The organism is Tranquillimonas rosea, from assembly GCF_900111315.1.
Lineage (GTDB): Bacteria > Pseudomonadota > Alphaproteobacteria > Rhodobacterales > Rhodobacteraceae > Tranquillimonas > Tranquillimonas rosea.
This window is the reverse complement of the sequence record NZ_FOGU01000009.1, coordinates 1-17,945: the sequence shown is the minus strand read 5'-3', so window position 1 is coordinate 17,945 and position 17,945 is coordinate 1. Positions and strand designations below refer to the sequence as shown.

General features: G+C 64.6%; 15 protein-coding genes and 3 pseudogenes. 8 read left to right on the top strand and 10 right to left on the bottom strand.

Going from position 1 to position 17,945, the window contains the following annotated elements:
* Positions 1-51 precede the first annotated feature (51 nt).
* Positions 52-2,208 (bottom strand): esterase-like activity of phytase family protein, encoded by a 2,157-nt coding sequence (locus BMZ25_RS14715; RefSeq protein WP_092694935.1) that lies wholly within the window; start codon positions 2,206-2,208, stop codon positions 52-54.
* Positions 2,209-2,565: 357 nt separating this feature from the next.
* Between BMZ25_RS14715 and folE2 the strand changes: the two genes are divergently transcribed.
* Both folE2 and BMZ25_RS14705 read left to right on the top strand, forming a co-directional pair.
* Positions 2,566-3,630 (top strand): GTP cyclohydrolase FolE2, encoded by a 1,065-nt coding sequence (gene folE2 / locus BMZ25_RS14710; RefSeq protein ID WP_408033442.1) that lies wholly within the window; start codon positions 2,566-2,568, stop codon positions 3,628-3,630.
* 7 nt (positions 3,631-3,637) lie between these two features.
* A complete protein-coding gene (locus BMZ25_RS14705) occupies positions 3,638-4,531 on the top strand; it encodes a putative nucleotide-diphospho-sugar transferase (protein ID WP_143071543.1) in 894 nt (297 codons plus the stop codon).
* An 11-nt stretch (positions 4,532-4,542) separates the two neighbouring features.
* On the opposite strand, the gene BMZ25_RS14700 is transcribed toward BMZ25_RS14705, so the two are convergent.
* On the bottom strand, positions 4,543-5,916 hold the full coding sequence (locus BMZ25_RS14700) for a sensor histidine kinase (RefSeq protein WP_092694931.1): 1,374 nt from the start codon (positions 5,914-5,916) through the stop codon (positions 4,543-4,545).
* Positions 5,917-6,161: 245 nt separating this feature from the next.
* Here BMZ25_RS14700 and BMZ25_RS14695 point away from each other — a divergent pair, with 245 nt between their 5' ends.
* On the top strand, positions 6,162-7,091 hold the full coding sequence (locus tag BMZ25_RS14695; protein WP_092694929.1) for a DMT family transporter: 930 nt from the start codon (positions 6,162-6,164) through the stop codon (positions 7,089-7,091).
* A gap of 9 nt (positions 7,092-7,100) precedes the next feature.
* On the opposite strand, the gene BMZ25_RS14690 is transcribed toward BMZ25_RS14695, so the two are convergent.
* From BMZ25_RS14690 to BMZ25_RS14660, 7 genes are all read right to left on the bottom strand, one after another.
* The gene (locus BMZ25_RS14690; RefSeq protein ID WP_092695250.1) at positions 7,101-7,583 is read right to left on the bottom strand and encodes a putative pterin-binding protein; all 483 of its coding nucleotides are present in this window, start codon (positions 7,581-7,583) and stop codon (positions 7,101-7,103) included.
* Between the two features lie 243 nt (positions 7,584-7,826).
* Positions 7,827-8,657 carry a carbohydrate ABC transporter permease gene (locus tag BMZ25_RS14685; protein WP_092694927.1) on the bottom strand — a complete coding sequence of 277 codons (831 nt, stop codon included), beginning with the start codon at positions 8,655-8,657 and terminating at the stop codon, positions 7,827-7,829.
* A complete protein-coding gene (locus tag BMZ25_RS14680) occupies positions 8,654-9,535 on the bottom strand; it encodes a carbohydrate ABC transporter permease (protein WP_092694925.1) in 882 nt (293 codons plus the stop codon). The genes BMZ25_RS14685 and BMZ25_RS14680 overlap by 4 nt, the downstream gene beginning before the upstream one ends.
* Positions 9,536-9,608: 73 nt before the next feature.
* Positions 9,609-10,886 (bottom strand): extracellular solute-binding protein, encoded by a 1,278-nt coding sequence (locus BMZ25_RS14675; protein ID WP_092694923.1) that lies wholly within the window; start codon positions 10,884-10,886, stop codon positions 9,609-9,611.
* 64 nt (positions 10,887-10,950) lie between these two features.
* Positions 10,951-12,030: an ABC transporter ATP-binding protein gene (locus BMZ25_RS14670; RefSeq protein WP_092694921.1), complete on the bottom strand. Its 1,080-nt coding sequence runs from the start codon at positions 12,028-12,030 to the stop codon at positions 10,951-10,953.
* Between the two features lie 9 nt (positions 12,031-12,039).
* Positions 12,040-13,551 (bottom strand): arabinosylfuranosidase ArfA, encoded by a 1,512-nt coding sequence (gene arfA / locus BMZ25_RS14665; protein ID WP_092694919.1) that lies wholly within the window; start codon positions 13,549-13,551, stop codon positions 12,040-12,042.
* 144 nt (positions 13,552-13,695) lie between these two features.
* Positions 13,696-14,625, bottom strand: a complete 930-nt coding sequence (locus tag BMZ25_RS14660; protein ID WP_092694917.1) for an ArsR/SmtB family transcription factor — start codon at positions 14,623-14,625, stop codon at positions 13,696-13,698.
* Positions 14,626-14,979: 354 nt separating this feature from the next.
* Here BMZ25_RS14660 and BMZ25_RS20525 point away from each other — a divergent pair.
* The 4 genes and pseudogenes from BMZ25_RS20525 to BMZ25_RS21180 form a co-directional block, all read left to right on the top strand.
* Positions 14,980-15,102 (top strand): annotated as a pseudogene (locus BMZ25_RS20525) (IS5/IS1182 family transposase); the annotation flags it as partial.
* Between the two features lie 114 nt (positions 15,103-15,216).
* Positions 15,217-15,402 (top strand): hypothetical protein, encoded by a 186-nt coding sequence (locus tag BMZ25_RS14655; protein WP_092694916.1) that lies wholly within the window; start codon positions 15,217-15,219, stop codon positions 15,400-15,402.
* Positions 15,390-16,349, top strand: a pseudogene (locus BMZ25_RS14650) (IS110 family RNA-guided transposase); the annotation flags it as partial. The gene BMZ25_RS14655 and the pseudogene BMZ25_RS14650, both read left to right, overlap by 13 nt.
* A 351-nt stretch (positions 16,350-16,700) precedes the next feature.
* Entirely contained in the window at positions 16,701-17,168 is a 468-nt protein-coding gene (locus tag BMZ25_RS21180; RefSeq protein ID WP_235859897.1) for a hypothetical protein, read from the top strand.
* Positions 17,169-17,184: 16 nt separating this feature from the next.
* Here BMZ25_RS21180 and BMZ25_RS21175 read toward each other — a convergent pair.
* A pseudogene (locus BMZ25_RS21175) lies at positions 17,185-17,229 on the bottom strand (hypothetical protein); the annotation flags it as partial.
* A 131-nt stretch (positions 17,230-17,360) separates the two neighbouring features.
* Here BMZ25_RS21175 and BMZ25_RS14640 point away from each other — a divergent pair.
* Positions 17,361-17,945, top strand: a 585-nt coding sequence (locus BMZ25_RS14640) for a ribonuclease activity regulator RraA (protein ID WP_092694912.1), incomplete at its 3' end; no start/stop codon positions are given.

The window sequence follows — 17,945 nt, the reverse complement described above, 5'->3', positions numbered from 1 at the left end:
GGCCCCGCGCCGGAGTGTCCGGGCGGGGCCTTGGAGCCGGTGAGCGGGCGTTCAGAGACGGTCGATCGAGAAGAACATCGTCTCACCCGAGTGATCGTCGACACCGTCGTTGTCGGTCGACACCCAGGCGGTGCCGTCCGGCTGGATGGCCAGCCCTTCGACCTTGTCCAGAACGAAGCCGCCCGTCGCGGTCAGGTCGGGGATCAGGTCGCGGACCTCTTCTTTTTCCACAACCTTCAGCTGCTCACCCAACGGCGCAGGCTGCATGTCTTCTTCGTCAATGCGATAGATCTTCTTGACCCGCGCCGCCTCGCCGATCTGGTTGTCGCGCTCGACCACGAAGAAGGCGCCGTCGTGGTAGGCGATCTCGCTCAGGCCGATCCAGCCGGTCTCGGCTGCGGCCTTTTCATAGTGGACGGCGCCCCATTCGCCGCTCTCGGTGTTATACGAGATCAGCTTGGACATGTTCTCGGGGTCGTCGTCCCAGGCGCGCTGGATGGCGATCCAGAGCGTATCTCCGACCCGCGCAATGCCCTCGGCCGCATGGCGCCGCGCCACGTCGCTCAACCCTGACGGGAACGGCACCTCGTCCTGGATCGAGCCATCGGCGCCCACGTGGTACAGCGCATGCGGAATACCATCCTCCGCGTCCCCCTCGTTGGCCACCCAGAAGCCGCCTGCGCCATCCAGCGCGATGCCTTCCATGTCCATGTGCTGCGCCGGTTCACCGTCGCGGGTCACGCGGATCGCCCGCGTGATCCGAGCCGGAGAGTGCGAAGGGTCGATAGCGAAGATCGTGGGTTGCGCGCTGTAGTAGCTGTCGTTGACCGCATAGATCGTGCCGTCCTCGTCGGCGACCATCCCGCTGATCGCGCCCCAGCCGGTCAGCTCGTCCATGCCGGCGCTCGTCAGGTGCGGATAGACGGCCCCGCCCTGCTGATACTCGAACAGCATGACATGCGCCCGCGCCCCGCCGTCCTCGACAAGGTCTTCCTCGTTGGCCGAGACCAGAAGCCCGCGCGAGGGAATGGTGACATAGCCCTCTGGCCCGATCCCCGAAGGCAGAAGCTGCGTCAGCTGCGGAGAGGCCGGGTCGGTCACATCGTAGACGCCCACCACGCTGGCGCGCTCGGAGCCCACAAAGACCAGGGGCGTGCCGTCGTATTCTCCGAAGGTCACGCTTTCGGGCTCGACGCCCTTCGCATCCGACCGGCCTTCGGGATAGTGGCCGATCCGGATGATCGCCTCCTCGAAGCTGGTGCCGCTTTCGTAGACGACCTCGCCCTCCTGGCTGAAGATCGTCCAGCCGCGGCTGCCGCCCTCGTAGTCGCCCTCGTTGGCGATGGCGAAGTGGGTCTCGTCGATCCAGGCCACGGCGTCGGGCTCGCGCTTGCGTCCCTCCTGGCTCTCGTCGAAGGCCAGCTTGCCGTCCTCGGTGGCGTCGATCCCTTCGAGGTCCACGGCACCGGCAGAGAAATCGGCCAGCACCTCGCCCTCGCGCGAGACGACGACGAGGTGGTTGTTCTCCTGCAGCGTGACGACGGTTTCGCCCTCGGTGTTGATGTCGACATATTCCGGCTCGGGGTCGCTGGGTGCGACGTCGGCCAGGCCGGTCAGGTCCACCGTTCGCAGGCTTTCGCAATCCAGGCCATTGTCGGTCACGTCGATCATCACCAGGTTACCGGCCGGCATCTGGGGTATTTCGCCGTCGTCGAGATCCTCGTCACGCTCGTTCTCGATGGCGACCGAAATGAAGCTGCCGTCGGGAGCTGTGGCCACCGCGTCAGGCTGTCCGCCGAGATCGCAGCTGGCCAGCTCTTCGCCCTCGGGGATCGAGATCACCCGCAGCTCGCCCGACGGGTCGGTGAAGCTCTTGGAGGTGTTCACGCCGACATAGGCGGTGGAGCCGATCACCTTCACGCTGGTGGGCTCGCCCTGCATGTCGATATTGCCCAGCGGCGCGGGATTGGCCGGATCGCTGATGTCGACCATGCCCAGCACGCCGAGCGGGCTGTCGGTATAGACCAGCGTCATGCCGTCCTCGGTCGCGTCGATGATCTCGGCCGATGTCGGCCGCGAAGTGTCGGAACCGTCGGCCATGTTGCCGACCGTCGGGAACGAGGCGATTCGGTTGAAGTTCTGGGCCGTGGCCGGAAGCGAAAGCGCCATGACCGCGGCCGAGCCAAGCAGGATCGTTCTGATCGACATATTGTCTCCCTTCTCGTGTGACGAGTGAGGAGGTCGCCGATACAGGTGACACCACGGTGACACTCGGGCGGTTTTCCGTGCCCGGCACCCGGACCCGCGACCCCGACACCCCGCCGCAGAGGCGGAGCGACACAACCGGAGGGCTAACGGGAAAGGCCACCGACGAGGCATGCGCCCGCCGCGGCCGAGGCAATAATGTCATGCGTGGCAATACGATAGTTAGAGCGTCACATTTAGGCCGCATCCGGGGCGTACGAGATCTGCCGGAGTTGGCGCAGTTCGTCTGAGTTGTAGAACTCAGGCGGATAGGATCGGGGCGGAATGCCCATCTCGCCGGCAAACGTGAGGGCGTGGGAATTGATTAAAGCAGAGCAACGCAGCATTCCGGAAAAAATCCGGAAGGCCGCTGACACATTGACGAACCGGGCCGTGGCGAGCGAACGCACGCAGTTGGAGCGGCAGGCCAAGACCGCGGAGGTCGCCTATCCGCTCTTCAAGCGGACATACGAGACCGACTTCGAGGCCGACGCCGCATATCGCGACACGCTGCCCGATCTTCAGAACGGACCCGAATCGCTGATCAAGGGCGCGCGGCGCTCGATCCAGCACGTCGGCATCAGCAATTTCCGCCTGCCGATCCGCTTTCACTCGCGCAATGCAGAGGACCTCACGCTCGAGACCTCGGTCACCGGCACCGTCAGCCTGGAGGCCGAGAAGAAGGGCATCAACATGAGCCGCATCATGCGGTCGTTCTACCGCTTTGCCGAAAGCCTGTTCAGCTTCGAAGTCGCCGAGGGCGTCATCGACGCCTACAAGGCCGACCTCGGCAGCTTCGACGCGCGGCTGCAGATGCGGTTCTCGTATCCGATGAAGGTCAGCAGCCTGCGATCGGGGCTAGAGGGGTACCAGTATTACGACATCGCGCTCGAAGTGGTCGAGCGGAACGGCCACCGGCAGAAGATAGTGCATCTCGACTACGTCTACTCGTCGACATGCCCCTGCTCGCTCGAACTGAGCGAACACGCGCGGCGCACCCGGATGCAACTGGCGACGCCGCACTCGCAGCGGTCGGTCGCCCGCATCTCGGTCGAGCTGGCGGACGAGGCCGGCTTCTGGTTCGAGGACCTTATCGAACTGTGCCGTCAGGCGGTTCAGACCGAGACGCAGGTCATGGTCAAGCGCGAGGACGAACAGGCCTTCGCCGAGCTGAACGCGGCCAACCCGATCTTCGTCGAGGATGCGGTGCGGCTGTTCGGAGAGGCGCTGGCGGGCGACGACCGGATCGCCGATTTCCGCGTCATCGCCAGCCACCAGGAAAGCCTGCACAGCCACGATGCAGTGAGCGTCCTGACCGAAGGCGAGACCTTCGCGCAGGCCAGTTTCGATCCGCGGCTGTTCTCGACGCTGTTCCATGTCGGGTGATAGCGCCATGTCCGAACCAAGAGACGGAGTCATCTACGTTGCGACCGGCGACGATTACCGCGACCTCGCCTTCGCGTCGCTGCGGTCCCTGCGCCGGCACAACCCGGACCTGTCGGTCGACCTGTTCACCGACCGGCTGGATTTCGAGGGCGCCGACCTGTTCGACCGGGTCCACCTAGTACCGCGGGTGCATCCGCGCGCCAAGCTGGACTGCATGCCGCTCAGCCGGTTCGAGCGCACGCTCTACCTCGACTCCGACACGCTGATCATCGCGCCGTTCGCCGACCTGTTCGACCTGATGGACCGTTTCGAGCTGGCGCTGGCGCATGACGTGCGCCGCGCCTCGTCGCTGGTGCAGCAGGGCGCGGGCGTGGCGACGCCTTATGCCTTTCCGCAACTGAACTCGGGCGTGGTCCTGTATCGCAAGTCGGACAAGACCGAGACCTTCTTTGCGGAGTGGCTCGATCGCTATGCCAACTCGGGGCTCAAGCGCGACCAGCCTGCGCTCAAGGACATCCTTTGGTCGTCCGACATCCGGTTCTACGTCCTGCCGCCCGAGTTCAACCTGCGCCGCGTGACCATGCTGGATGCGTGGGAGCCGCAGGACGCGCGGCCGACGATCATCCACTCGCATCGCCTGCTCGACCACCTGCTCGAGGCGCGGGGCGCCCGGTGCCAGGACCTGCCGACGCTACTGGTGCGCGAGCGCGAGGCGCTCGACGACGAGTGGAGCCGGATCGGCGCCACGGAAGCGGACCGGCAGGACCTGAGCGTTCTGCTCGACGGCATCTCCAAGGGCCTGATCTCTCCGAAGGCGTTGCCCGAGACGGACCGCGACACGAGCCGATCCCGCGAACGCGCAGCCTACGAGCGGTATCACCGCCGGCAAATGTGCGCCTGACGACGGACCTGTCAGGCGGCCGCGGCCAGCCCCGACTGACCCACGCCGACCGTCGGCGCAAACGGCAGCACGATCGTGAAGGTCGAGCCGACGCCAAGCGTGCTCGTGACTTCCAGCGTACCGCCGTGCTGCTCGACGATGGCCTTGGTGATGCTCAGGCCCAGCCCGGTGCCGCCGCGCTTGCGGTGGGCCGAGCTGTCCACCTGGTGAAACCGCTCGAAGATCGCCTGCATCTTGTCGTCGGGGATGCCGATGCCCGTGTCCCGCACCGCGATGCGGATCGCATCGTCCGAGCGGGTCGCCGTCACCGTGACCTCTCCGTGCGGTTCCGAGAACTTCACCGCGTTCGACAGCAGGTTCGCAAGCACCTGCCCCAGCCGCTGCCGGTCCACGTTCGCCAGCAGGTTCCGCTCGAGCCCGCCCTCGCGGATGGTGATGTCCTGTTTCGCGGCGTAATTGGCGTTGGCCTCGATCGCGTCGCGCACCAGTTCCGAGACGTCCAGTCGCTCGCGCTTGAGCGCGAGTTGCCCGGCCTCGGCCCGGTCGATCTCGAGCAGGTCGTTGATCAGCGCGGACAGGCTTTCCGAGTTGGTATAGGCCATTTCGATCAGTCGCTGAGCATCGGGTTGCAACTCGCCGGCCGCGCCACCGCGCAGCAGGCCCAGCGACCCCTTGATCGACGTCAGCGGCGTGCGCAGCTCGTGATTGACGACCGAGATGAACTGCGCCTTGGCCTCGGCCGCCGCGCGCGAGGCCTTCAGCAGCCTGAATGTCTCCATCGAGACCCGGCGGTGCCGCCGTGCCTCGAGTCCGACGAGAACCACGCAAAGCATCAGCACGACCACCAGCAGGCCGGTCAGAAGCGCGGATTTCTGCGCCACGTTCAGCAGCCTTTCCCGGTAGCGCTGCGATTGCTGCGACGTCGCCTCCAGCGTCTCGAGCGTGAGATCGCGCAGCGGCTCCTCGAGCGCGTTGAAGGTGGCGATCGTCTCGTCCAGCTCCGCGGGGCTCGCCTCGCCGATCGACAGAATGTCGTCCTCCTGCTGCTTCAACGTGTCGAGCGTCCGCTGGATCGGCGAAAGGTCGATGTCGAACTCGCTCAGCAGCTCACCGGTGGTGGCCGAGGTTGCCACGTCCAGACGGCTCCAGAGGATGTCGAAACGCAGGGACAGCTCTTCCTCGGACAACTCGCCCATCCTGTACGCCGCCAGCGCCCGCTGGAAGCGCAGAAGATCGAACTCCACCCGGCTGACGATCCAGGCGGGCTTGCTGCGCTCGCTCGTGCGAATGTCCGACACCAGGCCCGTGAGGTTGACGAGGCTCACCGCGGTGATGGCCGTGATGATGAATACGCCCACCGTCACGGCGATCCGAAGGAAGTACATTCGTTTCAAGCGCGACTCCTCGTCAGTCGAAGCTTCGTCACCTCGCCGCCGGCGAAGGTCGTCAAGGTCCACGCGATCCCAACCATACCCGCAATCATGGCGAGAGTAAGGATGCGAGGGCGCACCTTAATGTTGAACCAGGGACGTTGCGGAATAGTCAGCTTGTCGGCTAGGCAAGCGGACGATCCCAATCCGAATAGTTACAGGACAGCCATGCATATGGTCGAAAGGGGGCGGGTGTGCAAATGGCGCCGGTGAAGAACTGGGCGGCTCTCCTGCTGCTAAGCGTCATCGGAGGCGTCACGTTCCTGGGGATCGAGATCGCGCTCCGGGGGCTGACGCCGATCTGGGTCGCGGCGATCCGGATCTCGCTGGCCGGCATCGTCATGCTGGTCATCTGGCGCCGGATGGGCGGACGACTGTTCGAGAGCCCGCTTGGGCCCCGAACCGGGACCATGCTGCTGGCGATCAGCCTTCTCAGCACCGTCGTTCCGTTTTCGCTGATCAGCTGGGGGCAACAGTTCGTGACGTCCGGCTTCGCCAGCGTCGCGCTTGCCTCGACCGCCCTCATCGTCAGCCCGCTGGCCTATTTCTTCGTGCCGGGCGAGGACATGGGCGTGCGCCGCGCGGCGGGCATGGTGCTGGGCTTTTCGGGCGTGGTGATCCTGATCAATCCCAGCGGCGCGGTCGGCCCGACACTGGTCGGCAGCCTGGCGGGAAAGCTCGCCTGTCTGTCGGCAGCAGCCTGCTATGCGACGAGCTCGATCATCGTGCGGCGGCTGCCCGAGGTGAACCCGATCGGGCTAGTCGCGGTGATGCTGTCGATCGGCGCGACGCTCATCGTTCCCGCCGCCTTCGTGATCTCCGGCCCACCCGGACAGCCCGGCGCGCAGGCGCTGACCGCGGTCGTTCTGCTCGCCCTGCTGTCGACCGGCGGGTCGAACATGCTGGGCGTGCTCATCATCCGCAGCGCCGGTCCCACCTTCATGGCCTACTCGAACTACCTCACGCCGGTCTTCGCCGTGGTGTTCGGGGCGGTCATCCTGGACGAGATCGTGACGCGTCAGATGCTGTGGGGCTTTGCCCTCGTCGCGGCGGGCCTGGCGATGGCGCAGTCGCACAACAGGGCCGCACGGGCGGCCAACCGCTCGGCCGAGCTTCCGGCCGAGGGATGAGGCGGGCGGTTACTGCAGGCGGATCTTGGCGAGCTGCCAGATGAGACGGTCGTTGTAGCTCGCCTCTTGCAGCTCGGGGTTGTCGTCCATCGGGTAGATCACCCAGACCGGCCCCTTCTCGCGCACCGACATGCGCTCGCCGTTCATCAGGATGGCGAGGATCACCTCGTAGTCCAGAACGTCGGCAGCGGGAACGGTGACGGAATAGTCGTTGAGCGCCGTCAGGACCAGCTCGTCCCCGGCCTCGATCGCGCCTTCCTCGAACAGCTCGGTGACGCGCGGGCCCGAGAACGTGGTGACCTCCTCGACATAGTCGTTGTCCGTCGTCACCTCGGTCTGCGGCAGGGCCGAGAGCTCTTCGAAGGTGTACTCGGTCTCGACGTCCGCGCCGTCGGGGCCTTCGTGAATGGCGGTCAGAACGACCTGTGCCGCGGCCAGACCGGGAACGGACAGCGCCAGGACGAGTGTCAGAAGTCTGATAACGTGTGTCATGCCGATCTCGCGTCTTGTGGACAGGATCCCGCCGAGCACCGCGCGCGGAAGGTTGCCCATCCTTTTCCTCAAGCGATCCGGCGAAAGCAAGACCTCTTCGCGGCGCCGCAAGGGCGTCCGCCGCACCCTGGCGGGACACGGTGCACCGCTCTTGTGCGGCCCCCGCGCGCCTCATCGGCTGCGTTCGGCGCATGAGGGGGTCCGGCGGCGCGGCCCGGCGCCGCCGCCCCTTTCAGGTTCGGCTCACCCCTTCACACCCGAAGAGATCATCACGGCCTCGGTCACCCGCTTCTGGAAGATGAGGTACGCTATGGCCACCGGAGCAGCGCCGAGCAGCGCGACCGACATGAGCCGGGCGTAGAACACCCCGAAGGCATCGTTCACCTGGGTGATGCCCACCGGGATGGTCATCATGTCCTCGGTGGTGACCACGAGGAAGGGCCAGAAGAACTGGTTCCACGACATGATGAACGTCACGATGGCGAGCGCCGTGGTGATCCCCCAGTTGAGCGGCAGGTAGATGCGGAAAAGCAGGGAATACTCGCCTCCGCCATCCAGCACGACCGCCTCGCGCATCTCCTTGGGGACGGCGTCGAAGAACTGCTTGTAGACGATGATCACCACCGGGACGATCAGCTGCGGCAGGATGATCCCGGTCCATGTGTTGATCGCCCCGAGCGTGTCCATGAGGATGAACTGCGTCACCACGAGCGCCTGGGTCGGCACCATGAAACTGCCCAGCACCACCACGTACAGAAGGCGCCGCCCCGCGAATCGCAGCTGAGAGATCGCGTAGGCGCACATCATCCCCGAGATGATCACCACAACGGTGATGACCACCGAGGTAACGATCGAGTTCAGGTACCAGTTCAGCATCTGCGTGTTGAACAGCGCGTCGATGTAGGACCCGAGGTTGAACTCGTCCGGAATCAGGCCGGCCTCGTCGCTGACCACCCGGTCCTCGGACCGGATCGAGGTGACGAAGGCCCAGTAGATCGGAAAGAACCAGATCGCCGCGCCGAGGCAGGTCAGCCCAGTCATGATCAGGTTCTCGATGCGTCGCGTCGTGGTCATTGCCGTTTACCTCCCGCACGCAGGAGCTGGAACTGGAGGACGGAGACCACCACGATCACGAGGAAGAGCACCAGCGCGATGGCAGAGGCGTAGCCGCCGTGGTTGAGCTGGAAGGCCTCGCGGTAGACCATCAGCAGCAGCACGTAGGACGAGTTGAACGGGCCGCCGTTGCTGAGCAGATAGACCTGGTCGAAGATCTTCAGCTGCAGGATCAGCTGCAGGGTCAGCACCAGTGTCGTGACGGGCCAGAGCAGCGGCCAGGTCACGCGGAAGAACTGCTGCCGCTTGGTGGCGCCATCCAGCGCCGAGGCCTCGTAGAGCTCGGACGGAATGTTGCGCAGCCCCGCGATGAACAGCAGCACGTTGAAGCCGTTGGTCCACCAGATGGTCACCACCGCGACCATCGGCATGACCCAGCTGGGGTTCTTGAAGACAGGGACCGGCTTGCCGGTGAAGAAGGCGAAGACGGGCTGCAGGATCCCGAACTGGAAGTCGAGCATCCAGGCCCAGATCATCGTGACCACCGAGACAGGCAGGATGTAGGGCAGGAAGAAGATCATCAGCATCACCGCCTGCAGCCGCCCCGAGAGACGGTTGACCGCAAGTGCGATGAGCAGCGCGAGAACGGTGGTCGGCACCACGGTGAGCAGCACGAAGTAGCCGTTGTTCTTCAGCGACGTGTAGAAGAGGTTGTCGGTCAGCAGCTCGCGATAGTTTTCCAGCCCGATCCACTGCCCCTGCCCGATCAGCGGCCCTTCGGTGAAGCTGAGCTGCACCATGCGGATGGTCGGATATAGGAATACCAGCGCGAAGATCAGCACGAATGGTGCGATCAGGCTCATCGCGACGACGAAGTTCTTCCGGCGGTTGGTGAGCATGGCCAAGGGGAATCCCTCCTCGTGGAATGGTCCGCGCCCCCGGCCGGAAAGCCGGGGGCGCGGTCACCGACGATCAGTCCATGACGTCGGTGAGGGAGGACTTGATCTGCTCTGCCGCCTGCTGCGGGTCGAGATAGCCGTGGATGGCGGGCGAGATGATGTTGATCGCCGCGTCATAGACAGGAGAGGCCACGCCCGCGACCTCGGACCGGGGATCGTAGCTCGCCGTGTCGGCCAGCGACGAGTAGGTCGCGTTCGGCTCCATGCTCTGGAACTCGTCGCTCTCTGCCACTGGCAGGTACGCCGGGATGTGGCCGGCATCGGCCCAGCTGATGGCGTTCTCTTCCATCCAGCCGATCACGGTCATCACGGCGTCGCGTTTCTCTTCGGACATTTCCTCGTCGCCCTGGACCGGAATGGCAAATGCGTGGGAATCGGCCCAGGTGGTCTGGGTGTCCATCAGCGTGGGCACCTGCACGGCGCCCCACTCGAAGCCGAGCGTGCCTTCCTCGGCCATGTCGGTCATCGTGGGCACTTCCCAGACGCCGTTCATGTGGAAGGCCGACTTGCCGGAGGTGAAGAGCGCGACTGAGGCCTCGTACTCGGCCTGCTCGGGCTGCCAGCCCTCTTCGGTCCACTTGGTCATGATCTCGATGGCGCGGACCGCCTTTTCAAGGTTGTCGCCGGCCAGGGGTTCCCCGTCCGTGATCAGTTCGCCGTCCTGCTGGCGCAGCAGGGTGAAGAACACGCGATAGGTGCCGCCGTCGTCGCCGGTGGCATAGGACACCGGAGCTTGCGAGCCGTTCTCCTTCGCCAGCGCCAGGGCCTCCTCGAAGTCCTCGAGGCTCTCGATGCCGGTCAGGTTGCCCTGGTCGTCGAGGAAGCGCGACCCTTCAAGGAAGCTCTTGTTGTAGTAGAGCACGATGGAGTGGATATCGAAGGGCACTGCGTAGAGGTCGCCGTCCGGCCCGCTCGCCGCGTCGATCGCCCGGTCGTAGAAGTCGTCCTTCGACAGGCCGGCGGTCTCCAGATCCTCATCGGTGATCTTGGTGAGCACGCCCTCCTCGAGCCCGAGCGGCAGGCGAGATAGGTGGTAGGTCATCACGTCGGGGCCCTGCCCCACGGCGGCCGAGGTCCGCACCTTGGTGTAGAAGGGCACGCCCCATTCCAGCGTGGTGCCGGTGATCTGGATGTCGGGATGCTCCTCGTTGAAGCGCTCGATCAGGGCCTTCATCCGGACGCCGTCGCCGCCGGCCAGGAAGTCCCACCAGACCACCTCCTGCTGCGCCAGCGCCGGAAGGGCGCAGAGCGACAGGGCGGTACCGGTCAGCAAAGTCTTGATCGTATTCATCTATCTTCCTCCCTAGAGTTGACGCCGCCCCTCCCCGGGCGGTGGTTGCTTCGTTCAGCTGCCGTCAGCGCATCCGCTGGCCCGTGTCACCGTCGAAGACCAGGACATCGGCGGGATCGGCCTCGATGCCGATGGTCGCACCGTCCAGATTCTCGCGCGAGCGGTGCCGTTCGACGATGATCTCGCGGCCGTCCGGCATGCGCGTGTAGAGATACGAGACATCACCGAGCTCCTCGGCGACTTCGACGCGCACCCGCAGGCCGCCCTCGACGACCCGCAGATGTTCGGGCCGGATGCCGAGAAGCACCTCGGCCCCCTCTCCCGGCAATTCACCGGACAGCCGCACCTGCTGCGTCGCCCCCTCGCCGCCTTCGGGGCTGCAGGTGATCATGCCATCCGCCGACCCGCTGACCCGCGCCGGCAGGAAGTTCATCGAGGGCGATCCGATGAAGCCGCCGACGAACCGGTTGTCGGGATTGTCGTACAGCTCCAGCGGCGCCCCGGCCTGCTGCACCTCGCCGCTGCGCAGCACGAAGATGCGGTCGGCTAGTGTCATGGCCTCCACCTGGTCGTGCGTCACGTAGATCATCGTGGTGCCGAGCTGCCTGTGCAGACGTGTGAGCTCCAGCCGCATCTGCACCCTCAGTTCCGCATCGAGGTTCGACAGCGGCTCGTCGAACAGGAACACCTTGGGCTGCCGCACGATGGCGCGGCCGATGGCGACACGCTGGCGCTGGCCGCCCGAGAGCTGCGCGGGTTTCTTGTCGAGCTGCTCCTCGAGCTGAAGGATGCGCGCGGCCTCATGCACCATCTCGCGGGTCTTGGCCTTGGGCGCGCGAGCGAGCTTCAGGCTGAAGGCCATGTTGTCGTAGACCGAGAGGTGCGGGTAGAGCGCGTAGCTCTGAAACACCATGGCCACCTCGCGGTCTGCCGGCTCCACCGCGGTGACGTCGCGGCCCTCGATCTCGATCTTGCCGCCGTCGGTCTGTTCGAGACCGGCGATCATGCGCAGAAGTGTTGACTTGCCGCAGCCGGAGGGGCCGACGAAGACGCCGAAGCCGCCCTGCGGGATCTCCATGGAGACCCCGTGGATGACATCGAGGCCTCCAAAACTCTTGCGGACGTCGGTGAGGCGAACGCTCATCTCTGCCCCTCAGCTCACGGCCAGACGGACCACGTGGTAGGAGAGCGGCGCGAGCCGGCCCTTTAGCGCGCCGTCCTCCACGCCGACCCCCTGCCCCGGCACCGGGGCCACCCGGTCGGGGGTGTCGGGTCCGTTGGTGGTGGTCAGATCGTGTCCCTCCATCACGTGATGCTCGACCAGCTTGGCCCCGGCGAAGCCGTGCAGCCCCACATCGAGATCGGCCGTCTCCTCGGTGTGACGGTTGAGGATGAAGAGCGTGACCGTGCCCGTCTCCGCGTCATGGACGCCCGCCACGTCGAGATAGCTCACGTCGTGAGCGACCGCGCAGTCATAGGTCGGCGCGTCGACGGCGATGTTCAGCGCCGTGCCCCGGCCATAGAGCGAGGCCATCTGGTAGGGGTAGTAGATCGTCTGCCGCCACGCCGGTCCGCCGGGTTCTGCCCGGATCGGCGCGATGACGTTCACGAGCTGCGCGATACAGGCGATGCGAACGCGGTCACTGCGTCGGATGAATTCGTTCAGCAGGCCACCGATGAACAGCGCGTCCTCGAAGTTGTAGCTTTCCTCGAGCAGATGCGGCGCCTCGGGCCAGTCCCATTGGCTGATGCGCTTCGAGTCCTCCTCGCGCTCGTGGTACCAGACGTTCCACTCGTCGAAGCAGATGTAGACGTCGTTCTTCGCCCGCTTCTTCGCCTTCACGAAGTCGATCACGCCGCCGATCGCCTGGATGTAGCGACCGGTCTCCTCGATCTTGGCAAAGTAGTTGAGCGTGTTCTTGGAGTTGTTGCCGAAGTACTTGTGCAGCGAGATGTAGTCGACGTTCTCGTAGCACTCCTCCAGCACCTCGCGCTCCCACTCGGGATAGGTCGGCATCTGGTCGTTGGACGAGCCGCAGACCACCGCCTCGATGCTCTTGTCGAAGCCCTTGAAGGCCTTGGCGGTCTCGTTGGCGAGCCGCCCGTATTCGGTCGCGACCTTGTGGCCGATCTGCCAGGGGCCGTCCATCTCGTTACCCAGGCACCACATCTTCACGTCGTAGGGGCTCTCGACGCCATGGCTGCGGCGCAGGTCCGACCAAGCGGAGCCCTCGGGGTGATTCACGTATTCGAGGAAGTTCCGCGCATCCTCCAGCCCGCGGGAGCCGAGGTTGACCGCCAGCATCATCTCGATACCGGCCTGATCGGCCCAGTGGGCGAACTCGTTGATGCCCACCTGGTTCGTCTCCTTGGAGCGCCATGCCAGGTCGAGCCGAACGGGCCGGTCCTCCTTCGGGCCGATCCCGTCCTCCCAGTTGTAGGCCGAGACGAAATTTCCCCCTGGATAGCGGATAGCGGGGACCTGGAGGTCCCGCACCAGCGCCATGACGTCCTTGCGGAAGCCCTGATCATCCGCCTGCGGGTGGTCCGGCTCGTAGATGCCGCCGTAGATCGCCCGGCCCATGTGTTCGATGAATGCCGAATAGAGCCGCGGATCGATCTCACCAATCGTGAAATCCCGATGTACAGCGACGCGCGCCTTCATGTTGCCTCCCTCGGTAGCAAGCGATGCGTACCCCTATCCTCGATACACATCATATTTACCGATAAGAATGCAGACTGACGTGATCCGGTCAACAGTTGACCTGCGCCGCGCCGCCGCATCGGCGGCGGTCACAGCCGGGCACCCTCAGAATTTCGTGTGGAATCTCATCACGATATCCTGGTCGTAGTTTCCGAAACCGCGGCCGAAGATATTGACGCCGCCCGGATGGCGCGCTTCGCGCTTCACTTCAACCTTGAGTCGAATCGAGCGATGCGAATCCACGTCCAGATCGGCGAGCGTGATTCCGGAGATCTTCATCCCGTCCACGAACGTGCCCGTGCCGTTGACCGTCCAGCTCTTGAGCATGCCGTACTGCGACCCGCTGAGCTTCCACCAGGATGGGGTGTAAACCCCTCTTTTATCGCCGAAATCTCCCGGCGACGTCCATGTACCCAGCTCGGTGCCGTTGACCGAGAGCGTGATGTCCGAGGGCCAGTCGGCGTTCGTTCCGGGAACTTCCGAGCTTACTTCCATCGAGATCTCGATTGCATCGAGTTCCGAGCCGCGAAGCTTGGCGTTGTTGGGAAACTGATACTCGACGTAGCCGCTGGTGAACCACAGCAGCGCCGCCTTCATCCGGTCCGGATCGAGGAAGGTGTCGGGTACATCCAGCAGCCCGATTACCCCCTCGGTCGAACAGATACCGCAAGGACCGTTGACCTCGCAGCTGGTGTAGAGGCCCAACGGCATGGCGACGGTGACATCCGTGTCCCCCCGGTCCATGCCGTCCCGCCCGAGCGAGACGATGAACTCGTCATAGACACAGTAACAGACTTTCTGGTTTCCTTTCCGCGCCTTGCGACCGACCGTCCGAACCAGCCCCGCGTCCTCGAGAAGCCGGATGTTGGACGAGACCGAGGATTGCGGCAGCCCCAGCTCGGCGGCGATGTCGTTGACGTTCACGCCATCCCGTTCCTTCAGAAGGTTCAGGATGCTGATACGCGCTTGCGACCCGAGAGCCTTGAGCACCTCGATATCCGACACGGGGTCTATGATCAGGATGGAGGGATCCACGCACTTCTCCGTTTGGCTCCCGCATTTATATCTGAAAACCTGATAATGAAAAGCGGGTGAGCCAAGGTACTACCGATGGAGGGGCGTATTGCGTCATGGCGATGAGACGGCGGCGCTTTCCACCGCCTTGTCGCGTTTGGCGACGCGTCGAACATTCCCGAACTCGTGGAAGCCGTGGCCGAACTGTGTGCGCGACAGCGTGCGATCCTGGCCGAGCCGCGCCTCGGGCACGAAGCGCTCAAGGGCCGCTCAAATCCATGGCCAAGCATCCGACTCAGGACTAGGGTCAGGACCCATAAACCGAGTTGAGAGACTGGTGACTGCGTGATTCAAGCTGCTTCGATTGGAGGCGGTATGAGCGAGCACTTCTGGCTGAGCGAGGCGCAGATGGAGCGGTTGAGGCCGTTCTTCCCCCGGTCACGAGGCGTGGCGCGCGTCGACGGTCGCAGAGTGCTGAGCAGAATCATTCACGTGCATTGAACCGCTCCGGCTTGCCCAGAGGGCATAACTCTCAGAGGATGCTCTCTCATGGACAGGAAGAAGAACACGACGAGCCCGTATCCGGCCGAGTTCCGCGAACGGGCGGTATAGATGGTCATCGACCATTTCGACAGCTACGCGACACTGACGGCGGCGGTGCGTGACATCGCGAGTAAGCTTGGATGCTCACCCGACAGCCTGCGGGTCTGGTACAAGCAGGCGCAGCGTGATGCGGGCAAGGAAGCCGGGCCGACCAGCGTCGAGAAGGCTCGGATCAAGGAACTCGGGCCGGAGTGACTGTACCCGTGGTCATGATCCAGGAAGCTGGACTGGACGGGTTCTGGATCCATCGCGCACTGGTTGCAGCCGGCATCGAGAGCCATGTGGTCGACCCAGCATCAATTGCCGTCTCTCGGCGACACCGCAGGGCCAAGACGGACCGCATCGACGGTGAAGCGCTCGTTCGCACTCTCATGGCCTGGAGGCGCGGCGAACCCCGGGTGTGCGCAATGGTGCATGTGCCGACCCCGGAAGAGGAAGATCGTCGCCGCGTTTGCCGGGAACTGAAGAGCTTGATCGGAGAACGCATCCGGCACGTGAATCGAGTGAAGGGGGTCCTTTTCGCGCAGGGCATTGGAGATTATGAGCCTCGCAACAGGGACCGCCGGGATCGGCTCGAGGAACTGCGCACCGGAGATGGGCGCCCCCTGCCACACCATCTCAAGGCGCTGGTCTTGCGCGAGCTGGACATCATCGAGCTCTTGAACCGTCAGATCGAGACAGTGAAGTCGGAGCGCGACGCACTGCTTGCCGAGATGCAGACCATCGGTTCGACGCCGACCCCAGTGCGCATGTTGCTCGGCCTCAAGGGCATCGGCCCGGGCTTTGCCGGCGCCCTGTGGTCCGAGGGGCTGTTCCGGAACTTCCAGAACAGGCGCCAGGTCGCGGCCTATGCCGGGCTTGCACCGACACCTTGGAAGAGCGGCACGATCAACCACGAACAGGGCGTCTCAAAAGCAGGCAATCCCCGCCTGCGTGCCATTGCCGTGGAAATGGCTTGGCTTTGGCTGCGGCATCAACCGGGATCTGCGCTCGCCCGGTGGTTCCACAACCGGGTCCGTCGGCTTGGATCACGTGCCAAGAAGGTCACGATTGTCGCGCTGGCGAGGAAACTGCTGGTTGCCTTATGGAAATACGTGACCAGCGGCGTTGTGATCGAGGGCGCGGCCATGAAGACAGTGTGAAGCCGAGCTCGAAATTCAGGAACTTCGACGTTCCACCGGGGAATGATCAGCCTCGGCGGATCCGGGTGGACGGACCGGCGTAGGGTATGGCCCAAAACAGCCGTAGTTAAGAATGGTCCCGTCTTCTCGAGGCCCAACCGCAGGATGCGGGATGATGGTGCAGTCGGTATCACCGGCGACCGTATGTGAGCTTGAGCGCGTTGGTCCATGACACGCGTTCCAACCAAGGGCCGGACCCGAGATCCGAAATGCCAGGGGAGCGGAACCGATGATTTGAAGAAGCCCACTTGATCCAATCCTCCTCATGTGAGCCTTACGTGAAGCGGGGTAAAACCGATGGCGAGGAGGACCGTGGCTGCGGTGCAGCCGCGTAAGCCGACGAGCGATGCCGAAGCCATTTGCGAAGCGGTGACACGCCCGACGATGCGCTTCGTGCCGGTGAAGTCGGCGGAGCGGCAGGCGGCCCTGCTCGATCACAAGGCAAGGGACTTCCTGGTCCGGCAGCGGACGCAGATCGTAAACGCGATCCGCACGCACCTGGGCGAGTTCGGGGTCGTCGTGGCGAAAGGCATACACAACGTTGATCGCCTTCTCGACGCCGCCTGCGACATGCCCGATCCAGCGCTCCCGGCACTGGATATGCTGTCCGATCAGCTGCGCGACACACAGGCTCGGATCGAAGAGGTCACCGCGCGGATCGGCGAAATGCAGGGCGAAGACGCGCTGGCACGTCGACTGGCGACAGTGCCCGGAGTGGGCGCGATTTCCTCTCGAGCCGCCTGTTCCAGCGGAGCGACGAGACAAGAGCGACGCCGATGATCGCCGTGCCGATCAGGCCGGTGATGATCTCCGAGATATGCGCCAGCGATTGCGCGTACATGATCAGCGCCAAGACGAGGATGGCGTAGAACGCGCCGCCGCCCCAGCGGCTGAAGGGGTCATTCGGTCTTTACACCGATAACGCTAATGCATTAGTGCTTCAACCCGTGTCGCAGCGACAGGGAGGCAAGCATGACGACCCAGGACTTCAGTGAATCCACCAGGCAGAAGCTGAAAGGCGTCAGCACGGCGACCCTGGCGACGCTGCTGTTCAAGCGCGGGCTCCGGAACCAGTTCATCCAGAACGTCCACCCGCTGCGGCAGCGCGACGAGAACATGGTCGGCCCGGCCTACACGCTGCGCTACATCCCGGCCCGCGAGGACCTGAACGAGATCGCGGTCTTCCGCGACCCCGAGCACCCCCAGCGCAAGGCCGTCGAAGAGGCGCCGTCGGGCGCCGTCATGGTGTTCGACAGCCGCAAGGACTCCCGCGCCGCCTCGGCGGGTGCGATCCTGGTGACCCGCCTGGTGGTGCGCGGGCTGGAAGGGGTGGTGACGGATGGCGGCTTCCGCGACAGCCCCGAGATCGCCGCGCTCGACATCCACGCCTATCACGAGCGGCCCTCGGCCCCGACGAACCTGACCCTGCACCAGGCGCTGGACATCAACGTGCCGATCGGCTGCGGCGACGTGGCCGTCTGGCCGGGCGACATCCTGGTCGGAGACGGCGACGGCGTCATGGTGATCCCGCGCGACATCGTCGACGAGGTCGCCGAG